The sequence below is a fragment of the Candidatus Arthromitus sp. SFB-mouse-Japan genome (genome assembly GCF_000270205.1).
GTDB lineage: Bacteria > Bacillota > Clostridia > Clostridiales > Clostridiaceae > Dwaynesavagella.
In genome coordinates this window covers 1,550,993-1,563,226 of the sequence record NC_015913.1, presented here as the reverse complement: position 1 = coordinate 1,563,226, position 12,234 = coordinate 1,550,993, and the positions used below count along the sequence as shown (strand labels likewise).

Here is a 12,234-nt window from a genome sequence, read left to right as displayed (position 1 = left end):
GTTCACAAAATAAGGGAGTGTTAAGATGGACGGAAATGCAGTTAAGGTTCTAATAGTAGATGATGATGTTAACATATTAGAAGTTTTAAAAATGTATCTAGGTAACTCTGGTTATGATATAAGGTCTTGTAGTGATGGTAGAGAAGTCCAAGAAATTTTTCCAGATTATAAACCTAATTTGGTAATACTTGATATTATGATGCCTGTTTTAGATGGTACTGAGGTTTTAAAATGGATTAGAAGGGATTCAAGTGTTCCAATAATAATGCTTACAGCTAAAGGTGAATTGTTTGATAAATGTTTGGCTTTAGAACTTGGTGCTGATGACTATATGGTTAAACCATTTGAGCCTAAAGAATTGTTGGCTAGAATAAAGGCTGTAATGAGAAGATTTAATACCGATAACTATATAAGGGAGAGCCTTTTATTTACAGATTTGATCATAGATATAAACTCTTATACAGTTATTTTTAAAGGTAATGATATAAAAATGCCACCTAAAGAGTTTGAATTATTGCATTATTTAGCATCAAATAGAAATAAGGTTTTTACTAGAGAAAATTTGCTTTGTGAGGTTTGGGGATATGATTATCCAGGGGATTCTAGAACGGTTGATGTACATATAAAAAGACTGAGAGAGAAGTTAAATGGTGGAATGAATTGGCAAATAGAAACAGTTTGGGGTGTAGGATATAAATTTGAGGTGAAGTAGTGTCAAAACATAGTATTATTAATAAAATATTATTTTATTTTTTATCGGTAACAACTATTGTTTTTATGTTATTTTCCTTTTTAATTTATTCATTTTATGAATTAACACTAGTTGATCTATGTATGGATGATCTAGAAATTCAGTCAGATGTAATATCAGATTTAGCTCTTGAATATATAAATAATTCAACAATTGAAAATAGTAAATATTTATGGGAATATGTTGAGAAATTTAATAAATATTCAGGGGTTGATCTGATTTTATCAGATGCTATTGGGTATGTTTATTTAGTATCTAATTCAGTACATAAGAATCTGTTAGGTAAGCAAATAAATATTGAGAAAGATGTAATAACAAAAATTAGTGTATATGATTCTGATCTTCAAAAGAAAGTGTATAAACTTACTAAACCTTTGTATAATTCAAATATTTACAAAGGTTCTATTACTTTAATATTAGATGATGGCTATATATCTTTAAAATTATTGAATATTAAGGTATTTATGATTATTTTATATATTTTTCTCATGATTATTATTGGTGTTATTTACTATTTATTGTTAAGGAAGATATTAGTTAAACCTATAGAAATTATAAATAATACAGCTAAAAGATTTGCTTCAGGTGATGTGTGTAAGCGAGTATATATAAATTCTAAGGATGAGATTGGCGAATTATCAAATTCATTTAATTACATGGCAGAGTCATTAGATAAAATTGATTCGAATAGGAGGGAGTTTTTATCCAATGTATCTCATGAATTGAGAACACCTCTTACAACGATTATAGGATTTTTGAGTGGTATTTTAGATGGCATAATATCACCTAAGGATCATATTGAAAAGTTAACTATCGTATATGATGAGGTAAAAAGATTATCTAGACTTGTAAATGATTTATTAGATTTAACTGCTATAGAATCTGGTAAATTTACATTAAGACCAAGAGTAATAGAGTTAAATTCTCTCATAAAGTATACAGTTAAAAATTTTGAGCAGGAGATAGAGCAAAATGATATAGTTATGGAAGTATTTTTTGAACAAAATTCTATAAACGTTGTTGCTGATGAGGATAGACTTGTACAGGTTTTAAATAATTTAATTGCTAACGCTATTAAGTATTGTGATAATAAGAAACGAATAAATATTTCTACAAAAATAAAGAATAATAAAGCTGTAGTTAATATCTTTAATACAGCTAAACTTTTAAGTGAGGATGAATTTAATAATATCTGGGTAAGATTTTATAAAAATGATAAGTCTAGGACTAGAAGAGGGAGTACTGGCCTTGGGTTATCTATAGTTAGGAATATAATATCTCAGTTTAGAGAAGATATATGGGTTGAAAATAGGACTAAGGAACAAGGAGTTAGTTTTATTTTCACATTGCAATTATCTAGTTGATATTAATAAGTTCTATAAATTTTTATTTTAGGTAGGGGTTATTGTGTTTAATAGAGAAAATATGCGTAGAGATAAGGTCCACATAGTATTTAAGCAAAAAAGAATGATAAATGTAAATAAGATGTTGTGGGTTATTTTAGTAAATACAATAATTTCTTTTTTGTTTGGGATAATGGGAAGCGTTTTTGTGCATAATGTATTTTTTTCAGATATGTATGATAGTATACGATATGATAGGTTTGGAGACGAGTATGATTATAATATAGTGAGTGTTTTGAATAAAATAAATAAATCCATAGTTAGTGTAAATGCTTATATAAGGGATAGTGAAGATTTGTTTCAAAATAATTTAACAGGGATTATTTATTCTGAAGATGGATACATATTGACGAATTTTAGTGGTATTAAGAATGCTGATAGGATTTATGTGAAATTTCCGACTGCTCTTGATTTCATAAAGGAAGCGAAAGTTATTGGTTATGATAAAGAGTGTGATATTTGTTTGTTAAAAATAAATGGGAATGATTATACCAAGGGAGATTTAAAAGAAGATTTATCAGAAGTATCATATGGTTTAAATGTTATTTCTATAGGCAATTCTTTTGGAAAGGTTAATTCGTATTCTATTTATCCTGGAGTAGTTAGTGGTATAAATATACTTAAAGATGATTTAGATAGAGAAGTGAAGTTTATAAAAAGCAATTTTTGTACTAATATTTTAAATACAGGTGGACCTATATGTAATATAAATGGAGAAATAATTGGTATGAGTAGTTGTGCGTTAAATGAAAAATTCAAATTATCTGATTGTGAATCAACTTATATTTCATCAGGAGATGTTATAAAAATTGTGCAGGATATTATAAAGAGTGCAACTTAGTTTATTATTTGTTGCACTCTTATTTTGATGTTTAGGAGTTGGAGTTTAATGTTTTTAATTGTTGGGCTTGGTAACATTGGAAGTAGATATAATAATACTCGACATAATGTTGGATTTATTATGCTTGATAGAATTTGTGAAGATCTTAATATTAGTTTAGATAATGAAAATGATACATCATATTATGGTACTGGTATTATTTCAGGTAAGAATATCATGTGTATGAAACCAAAAACTTTTATGAATTTAAGTGGGAGTGCTGTGCTTGAAATTATTAATTACTTTAAAATAAGTATTGATGATTTGCTTGTTATTTATGATGATATATATTTAGATGTATCAAAGATTAGAATTAAGCAGAGAGGATCTCATGGTGGTCATAATGGCATAAAAGATATAATTAATAAGATAAATACTGATAAATTTAAAAGGATAAAGATAGGAATTGGAGAAAATAAAAATATTGATTTATCTAATTATGTGTTGTCTAAATTCACATATGATGAAATGCGTATGTTAGATAGTAAATATGAAGATATATCTACTTGTATTAGAATGATTATAGAAGGAAAATTAGTTGAGGCTATGAATTTGTTCAATTAAGTAATGGGCGGTGTTTTATGAAACTAGAAGGAATTAATAATAGAATTTTTAATTCTGAAAAATTTCAAAATATATTATTTTCAATAGAAAATAATAAGAATATTGATGTATGTGGACTTGTCGGTTCCACTAAGGCTAATATAATTTATGGTATATTTGAAAAAATTAATAGGAAAATTTTTGTAATATCAGCAAGCAATTATGAGGCTAAAGAAATGTATGAAAATATAAGAGTTTATACAGATAATTGCGTGTATTTTCAAGAAAGAGAAAATGTTTTTTATAATATAGAGGCGTTTTCAAGTGATTTAAAATTTGATAGAATTATAGCTTTCAGAGAGGTGTGTTCAACTGAGAATAAGATAATATGCACTTCTATAGAGAGCTTAATTTCATTATATATGAGTAACAATAGTAGGTTTATTAAATTAGATATTGATATTTATATAAATATGGAGTATGAATTTGAAAAGTTTATAAATGATATATTTTCTATTGGATATGAAAAAGTATATAAGGTTGAACAGAAGGGACAGTATGCTGTAAGAGGTGGAATTATAGACATTTTTCCTATAAACTTCTCATGTGCTTATAGAATCGAATTTTTTGGAGATACAATAGATAATATAAAGAGTTTTAATGTGACAACTCAAATGAGTATTGAATCTATTCAAAGTATTAAAATCATACAGTGTAAGGAATTTATTTTAAATGATGAAGAGAAAAGTAAGCTTTATGAAAATCTTGAGAAGGATTTTAGAGAACATATAACAGGGATAAATGATTTAGAGGTGAAAGAAAAATTAAGCACCAAGTTTAATTTTATATTGGATAAATTAAGAGAGGGTAATTTTTATGATGAATACAATATTATAATACCCTATTTACATAAATATCTTTCTGAATTTTTTGAATTTATGAGTAACTCTGTTGTACTTTTAGATGAGTATAAAAAATGTATGGAAACCTTAGATATAGTATATGATAGGTTTATTAGTAATTTTGATATGCTTCTTTTGAGAGGTGAGGTTTTACCAAATCAAATTAATCTTCTTATAGATAAAGATAAGTTAATATCAAAGGTTAATAAAATAAATAATTTATCATTTAATTTATTTAATTATTATAATAAAGATACTATTATTGAATTTAAAACTAAGAACATCATAAAAATGGATGGCAAAATAAGCGTTATATTAAATGAAATAAAGGATAAACTTAGCGAAGACTATTGCGTTATAATACTATCTTCATCTGAACCTAGATGTAAAAAATTAAAGGAATTATTGATTGAATATGGTATAGAGTCTACTTTATGTAATGATATTAACAATATTTGTAATGGTAAGGTTTTTATATCTCTTGGATATTTAAATGAAGGATATGATTTTTCAGATTTTAGTTTATATGTTATATGTGATCAGGAAATTTTTGGCTATGATCAACAAAGAAAACAGAGAAAGAGCTTCTCGTCATCTAAAAAAGGATTGACGAAAATAAGGAGTTTTTATGATCTTAAACCAGGTGATTATATAGTACATGTGAATCATGGAATTGGGGTATATAAAGGAATTAAGAAGATAGATTTTCAGGGAATTGAGAGAGATTATTTAGATATAGAGTATGATAAAAAAGATAAGTTATATGTTCCTATAGAACAGCTTGATTTGGTTCAAAAGTACATAGGTATTGAAGGTAAGAGTCCTAAAGTAAATAAATTAGGTGGAAGTGAATGGATTAAGATAAAGACAAAAACTAGGAGGTCCATTGATGAAATTGCATATAATTTAGTTAAATTGTATGCTAAGAGAAATATTTTAAAGGGATATGCTTATTCTAAAGATAGTACTTGGCAGTCTCAATTTGAGCAAGAATTCCCATACGTAGAAACACCAGATCAATTATTGGCTATAGAAGATATTAAAAAGGATATGGAGTCAGATAAACCTATGGATAGACTACTATGTGGTGACGTTGGATATGGGAAAACTGAGGTTGCCCTTAGAGCAATGTTTAAGGCTGTAGTTGATAAAAGACAGGTTGTATTTTTAGTACCAACAACGATTCTTGCAGATCAGCATTATAATAATATAAAGAAGAGGTTTGAAGGATTCCCATTTAACGTTGATGTTTTAAGTAGGTTTAGAACCACTAAACAGCAGAAGGAGACATTATCTAAATTAAAACTTGGAGAGATTGATATAATTGTAGGAACCCATAGACTTTTATCTAAAGATGTTCAATTTAAAAATTTAGGACTTTTAATTATAGATGAGGAACAAAGGTTTGGAGTTAAACATAAAGAAAAGATAAAAGAGATGAAAGAGAGTATTGATGTTCTTAGTTTAAGTGCAACACCTATACCTAGAACACTTCATATGTCAATGGTTGGTGTACGCGATATTAGTGTAATAGATACTCCACCCGAAGATAGATACCCAGTTCAAACTTTTGTTGTTGAATATAGTGATCAATTAGTAAGAGGAGCTATTATGAAAGAAATTTCACGATGTGGACAAGGATTTTTCTTGTATAATAGTGTTGAAAACATAGATAAAATGAATATTTATCTTCAAAATTTGGTTCCTGAATGTAGATTTTCTGTTATTCATGGTCAAATGGGCGAAAGAGAAATAGAAGATATATTAATAAAATTTTTAAATAAGGATATAGATTTTCTTGTCTGTACAACTATAATTGAAACAGGGATTGATATAAAAAATGCTAATACTATAATTATACATAATGCAGATAAATTTGGTTTATCTCAGTTATATCAACTAAGAGGTAGAGTTGGTAGAAGTAATAAAGTAGCATATGCATATCTAACTTATAAAAAAGATAGAGTTTTAAGTGAAGTTGCAGAGAAGAGATTAAAGACGCTCAAGGATTTTACAGAACTTGGATCTGGGTTTAAAGTAGCAATGAAAGATTTGGAAATTAGGGGATCTGGGAATTTAATTGGTGAGTCTCAACATGGCCAAATGAGTGTTGTTGGGTATGATCTTTATTGTAAGATGCTTGAGGATGCTATAAAGATGCTTCAGGGAGAAGTTACTTGTGTAGAAGTAAATACAGTTGTTGATATAAAGATTGATGTCTATATAAAAGATAATTACATAGAAGATGAAATGCAAAAACTTGAAATATATAAAAAAATATCGTGTATTGAGGATAAAAAGGATATATCATATATAAAAGAGGAACTTATGGATAGGTTTTCTGTAATACCTTTTGAGATCGATAATTTAATAAAGATATCATATATAAGAGCTCTAGGGAAGAAATTGGGTTTTTCTCAAATAAAAGAAATAGGCGATAAGATTTTATTTGAGTATAAGAGCAAAGATTTTTTAGATGATTATGGATTTAATTATATATGTAATAATTATCAAGGTAAGGTAACATTTAATTTGGGTGATAAGCCTTGTTTTTATTATAAAATTGATTGTGACGATAAGAGTGTTATGATTGATGAATTTATAAAATTGTTAGAAAATTTAATAAAAGATGTTAAAAAACAATAAAGCTTAATAACTGGGAGGATATTTTAAAATGAAATTTAACAAAATATTAAGTAGGGTTTGTATATCATTATCGATTCTTTTTACAGTTTCTTCTTGTAGTACTATTGAAAAAACAGAAGAGGCTATAAGAAAGGAAGTTTTGGCAACTTATGAAGGGAGAAAGATAACTAGAGGGGAGGTTGAGGATTACTTTGCAGGATTTCATAATGCTTTAGTTCAAAGATATGGAGAAAATTATAAAAATGATGCTGGATATTTGAATGATCAATTGAAAGCTTTTGCAGAGAATTATTCTCAAAATTCTATTTTAATAGAAGAGTTTGATAAAAGAGGGCTTATCTCTGAAGAAGAGATAAATAATAAGGTAGAGGAGTCATTACACGCAGTTAAGGATTTATTTATAGATGAAGAGAATGGTGTGGATGATGGGCACGGTCATAAAATAGATCAAGAACGATTTAATAAAGCATTGAATGAAGCTTTTTATGTAGATGAGGAAGATTATAAAAATAAACAGAGGGACATAATAAAGATAAATGCTTTAGTTGATGATCTTATAAAGGATGTTAGTGTCACTGAAGAGGAATTAAATAAATATTATGAAGATAATAAAGATACTAAATACATAACACGTCCTGGAGCTATTATGTATCATATTTTAGTTGACACAGAAGAAGAGGCACTAAAAGTTAAAGAAAGACTTAATAATGGAGAGAAATATGAAGATATAGCAAAAGAATTAAACAAGGATGCAACTAGTCAAACAGGTGGAAGTTTAGGATTTGTTGAGTATGATAATACTAATTATGATGCTGATTTTTTAGCTGGCGCAAAGAATTTAAAAGAGGGTGAAATATCAGACCCTGTTAAAACTCAGTTTGGTTATCATATAATAAAAGTTACAGATGTTAGAACTGAGGATCAATATACTGATTTTGAATCTGTGAAATCTGAAATAGAAGAGACGTTATTATATGAGAAAAAGAATAAGGCTGTTACTGAGTTTTCTGAGAATTTATTTAAAGAGAAGAAACTTAAGGTAAAATAATCTTAATGCTTCGATAATCTTAGGAGGAATTATAATATGAAATTTAGAAAGATTACATCATTAGTTTTAGCTCCAATAGTAACAATATGTTTTTTATATTCTTGTATTGGTGGGGGTACACCGAAAGATGAAAATATTGTTGCAAGAATAAAGAAAGAGGATATTACCAAAACAGAAGTAGATGAATACTATAGTGGGCTTAAAAATGGATTTATAACTCAATATGGAGAAAATTATAAGGAATCTGAAGATTTTAAAAATGTATATTTAGATTTAGTTGAACAGTATGTAGAACAAAAAGCATTAGTTCAATATGCAAAGGATGAATCATTAGTTGATGATGCTGAGATACAAGAGAAAGTAGACGAAGAATTTGAAAATATGAAGAGCATTTTCGGAAGTGATGAGGCATTTGAAACGGCTATAATAAATAGTAGATTTAAAGATGAAGAAGATTATAAAAATAAGCTTAAAATATCACTTATTATAGAAGAACTTATAAATAAAGAGACTGATAATTTGAAAATATCATCAAGTGAAATAAAACAGTATTATAATGACAATAAGACTAAATTTGTAAAGGGTCCAGGGGCAGATGTATACCATATATTTGTAGCAGATGAAGACACTGCTAATACTGTATTAGAAAAACTAAATGATGGAGAAGATTTTGGTAAACTTGCAAGAACTTATAGCCAAGATGGAAGTGCTAATGTTGATGGATATTTAGGTTACCAAGAGTTTGATAATTCACAACTTGTAAAAGAGTTTATGGATGAAGTAAAGGATATGAAAGAAGGCGAAATTCGAGGACCTGTTAAGACTCAATTTGGATATCACATTATAAAAGTTGAAAATATTAATTCTAAAGAATGGACTCAAGATTTAGATAGAGTTTCTAAAGATATAGAAGATACATTAAAGAGTGATAAAATAAATGAAACAATAAATTCTTTGTTTACAAAGGTAAAGGAAAAATATGATGTAAAGATATATACAGAGAATATAACTGGTAAAAAAGAGTAGTATTACTACTCTTTTTTTCTATGTTATGTATAAAATAACAGAAATGATAAATAATAAGTATGTCAAGTAAGTTATCTGTGAATTTGAGGAGGAAAAGAATTAATGAAAGCAACTGGAATTGTTAGAAGAATAGATGATTTAGGGAGAGTTGTAATACCTAAAGAAATAAGAAAGACTCTAAGAATAAGAGAGGGTGACCCACTCGAAATATTTACTGATAGAGATGGTGGGGTTATATTAAAGAAGTACTCTCCAATAGAAGAATTGAGTGATTTTTCAAAAGAATATGCAGAGTCACTTCAACAGGCCATAGGTAATATAGTTTTAATTTCTGATAAAGATGAATTCATATCGGTTTGTGGTATATCTAAAAAAGAGTATTTAGATAAGAAAATAAGTCCGGAGCTTGAGAAAGTATTAGAGAATAGAAAAACGTTGTGTATAACAAATCAAGAAGAATTTTTACCATTATGCATTGATGAGAATTTAGAGAATAAATACTCTTCTCAAATAATTTCACCAATTGTTGCAGAAGGAGATACAATAGGTTCTGTAATAATATTATCAAAAGAGGGTGACGATAAGCTTGGGATAGTTGAGCAAAAGCTTGCTGAAACAGCTGCATCATTTTTAGGGAAGCAAATGGAATAAATTTTACATATTGAGAAGCTATGATTTCATAGCTTTTTAATTTTTTTATTTAGTAATATTTTTTATATTATTAAATAATAATTAAGTGTATTATCATTTATTGTTTGGGGGATTTATGAAAAATAAGATAATAAAAGGAACACTTATACTTAGTGTAAGCAGTATAATTGCAAAATTTTTGGGGATATTTTTCAGATGGCCTCTTGTTATGCTTATAGGTGATGAAGGAATTGGGTACTATCAAATGACATATCCATTATACATGTTTTTTATTGGTATTGTGTCAGGAATGCCTATTGCTGTTTCAAAATTTGTATCTGAGAGATCTGCATATGGAGATAAGGAATCTATAGTAAGTATAATAAAAGCTTCTCTTAGGATTATGATATTTTTAGGAGTAGGTACAAGCATTATCTTGTTAGTATTTTCAAATCCGATAATAAATTTACTCAAATGGGATAGTAAGGTTTATCTTTGTTTCATTGGAATATCTATAGCACCTATTAGTGTATGTCTTTTGGGTGTTTTTCGGGGAGTATTTCAGGGAATGGAGAATATGGTTCCAACAGGGATTTCTCAAATAATTGAACAAATTATAAGAGTTGTGGTTGGAGTATCGCTTGCTTACCTGCTTTTATATAAGGGCATACACTATGCAGCTGGAGGCGCATCTTTTGGTGCTGTAATAGGTGGAATAATAGCAACGGTATTTATTGTTATTATGTATTTGAAATTTAGTATAAAATATTTTGATGGCATAAATAGAAAAAATATAAATGGTAGGAAATATGTAGGTAAGATATTAAAAATAGCAATACCATTATCTCTTGGGGCTACAGTATCAACAATAATGGTTTTGATAGATTCGATTTTAGTCCCTCAAATGCTTTTGAATGCTGGATATACTAATAGAGAGGCCACGGTATTATATGGACAGTTAACTGGTAAGGTTTCTGTTATTATAAATGTTCCTCTTGCACTTGCGGTTGCTTTAGGAACATCTGTGATACCAACGTTATCTAGACTTTTTGTTTTAAATAAAATGGAAGAGTTTAAAGATAAGGTTATTATGTGTTTTAAATTGTCAAGCTATATAGCATTTCCTTGTTTTATATCTATGTATTTTTTAGCATATCCTATAATGAATGTGATATTTCCAAACAATACAGATGGATACAATATATTGAGATATGCAGCAGTTAGTATACCCTTTATAATTTTTTCTCAAGTATCAATATCTATACTTCAAAGTACAAATAATTATATAAGACCAGTTATTAATCTTTTGATAGGGTGTTTTATTAAAGTCATAGTGACCTTAATTTTAACTGGAAACTCTGAATTTAATATATATGGTGCAGTTTTAGCTACAATATTTTCATACATATTAACAAGTTATTTGAATTTTAGTGCAATTAAGAAAAAATTAAATATAAATTTGAATATATTGGATATAATAATAACACCTCTATTTTCTTCTCTTTTAATGATAATAATAGCATTATTATCATTTGATTATTTTTATAAGATGTCTGGGAGTACAGTGTTAAGTATTTTTATATGTGGGATAATTGGAGGTATTATATACATTTTGAGTCTTGTTTTATTTAAAATGAGAGAGTTAAGTAGTATATTTACATCTATTAAATAAGTGTGTAGTATGGAAATATAATACTTAGAAATAATGTTGTTGAATAATATTTTTAGTTATGATAACATTAACACAGAAAAATAAATTTAGTATTACATAGTAGTTTTAATTAGTTATAGTTTATTGTATAACGAATTAACAACTCAATCTAAGGAGGATATAGGATTGAATAAAGCTGAATTGGTTGCTAGTATAGCGCAGAAGAGTGAACTTAGTAAAAAAGATGCTGAAGCTGCTCTAAATGCATTTATAAAGAGTGTTTTTGAAGCGTTAGAAAATGCAGACAAAGTTCAATTAGTAGGCTTTGGAACTTTCGAAATTAGGGAGAGAGCTGAGAGAGAAGGAAGAAATCCTCAAAACAATGAACCAATAAAGATTCCTGCAGCCAAGGTTCCGGTATTTAAAGCAGGTAAAGAATTCAAAGATAGAGTTAATAAATAGAGATCCGAGTTTTTTCTCGGATCTTTATTTATAGGAGGAGATAATATGAGATTAGATAAATTTTTAAAAGTAACTAGGATAATAAAGAGAAGGACTGTTGCAAAGGATGCATGTGATTCAGATAAGGTTTTAATAAATGGGAAATTATCAAAGCCATCATCTAAGGTTAATGTTGGTGATGTTTTGGAAATAATTTTTGGAAATAATAATTTTAAGATAGAGATTTTAGATATAAAGGAAAATGTAAGAAAGGATGAAGCTGAAAAAATGTATAGAATTATATAATTTATTA

Annotated in this window: 11 protein-coding genes; all 11 read left to right on the top strand. The window is 27.6% G+C overall.

What is annotated here, in order from left to right:
• Positions 1-25 precede the first annotated feature (25 nt).
• The 11 genes from SFBM_RS07465 (at position 26) to SFBM_RS07415 (ending at position 12,227) form a co-directional block, all read left to right on the top strand.
• On the top strand, positions 26-712 hold the full coding sequence (locus SFBM_RS07465; RefSeq protein ID WP_005805073.1) for a response regulator transcription factor: 687 nt from the start codon (positions 26-28) through the stop codon (positions 710-712).
• On the top strand, positions 712-2,115 hold the full coding sequence (locus SFBM_RS07460) for a sensor histidine kinase (RefSeq protein WP_005805074.1): 1,404 nt from the start codon (positions 712-714) through the stop codon (positions 2,113-2,115). Before SFBM_RS07465 ends, SFBM_RS07460 begins: the two co-directional genes overlap by 1 nt.
• Before the next feature lie 43 nt (positions 2,116-2,158).
• Positions 2,159-2,995, top strand: coding sequence for a S1C family serine protease (locus SFBM_RS07455; protein WP_005805075.1), 837 nt, complete (start codon positions 2,159-2,161; stop codon positions 2,993-2,995).
• 48 nt (positions 2,996-3,043) lie between these two features.
• Entirely contained in the window at positions 3,044-3,598 is a 555-nt protein-coding gene (pth, locus tag SFBM_RS07450; RefSeq protein ID WP_007439774.1) for an aminoacyl-tRNA hydrolase, read from the top strand.
• Between the two features lie 17 nt (positions 3,599-3,615).
• Positions 3,616-7,125, top strand: a complete 3,510-nt coding sequence (gene mfd / locus SFBM_RS07445) for a transcription-repair coupling factor (RefSeq protein WP_005805077.1) — start codon at positions 3,616-3,618, stop codon at positions 7,123-7,125.
• Between the two features lie 28 nt (positions 7,126-7,153).
• Positions 7,154-8,173: a peptidyl-prolyl cis-trans isomerase gene (locus SFBM_RS07440; protein ID WP_007440408.1), complete on the top strand. Its 1,020-nt coding sequence runs from the start codon at positions 7,154-7,156 to the stop codon at positions 8,171-8,173.
• A gap of 36 nt (positions 8,174-8,209) precedes the next feature.
• The gene (locus SFBM_RS07435; protein ID WP_007440409.1) at positions 8,210-9,199 is read left to right on the top strand and encodes a peptidylprolyl isomerase; all 990 of its coding nucleotides are present in this window, start codon (positions 8,210-8,212) and stop codon (positions 9,197-9,199) included.
• Between the two features lie 102 nt (positions 9,200-9,301).
• Complete coding sequence (gene spoVT / locus SFBM_RS07430; protein ID WP_005805079.1) at positions 9,302-9,850, top strand: stage V sporulation protein T; 549 nt, start codon at positions 9,302-9,304, stop codon at positions 9,848-9,850.
• 115 nt (positions 9,851-9,965) lie between these two features.
• Positions 9,966-11,501, top strand: coding sequence for a putative polysaccharide biosynthesis protein (locus SFBM_RS07425; RefSeq protein WP_005805080.1), 1,536 nt, complete (start codon positions 9,966-9,968; stop codon positions 11,499-11,501).
• A 165-nt stretch (positions 11,502-11,666) separates the two neighbouring features.
• A complete protein-coding gene (locus SFBM_RS07420) occupies positions 11,667-11,942 on the top strand; it encodes an HU family DNA-binding protein (protein WP_005805082.1) in 276 nt (91 codons plus the stop codon).
• A 45-nt stretch (positions 11,943-11,987) separates the two neighbouring features.
• On the top strand, positions 11,988-12,227 hold the full coding sequence (locus SFBM_RS07415; RefSeq protein WP_005805083.1) for an RNA-binding S4 domain-containing protein: 240 nt from the start codon (positions 11,988-11,990) through the stop codon (positions 12,225-12,227).
• Positions 12,228-12,234: the final 7 nt, after the last annotated feature.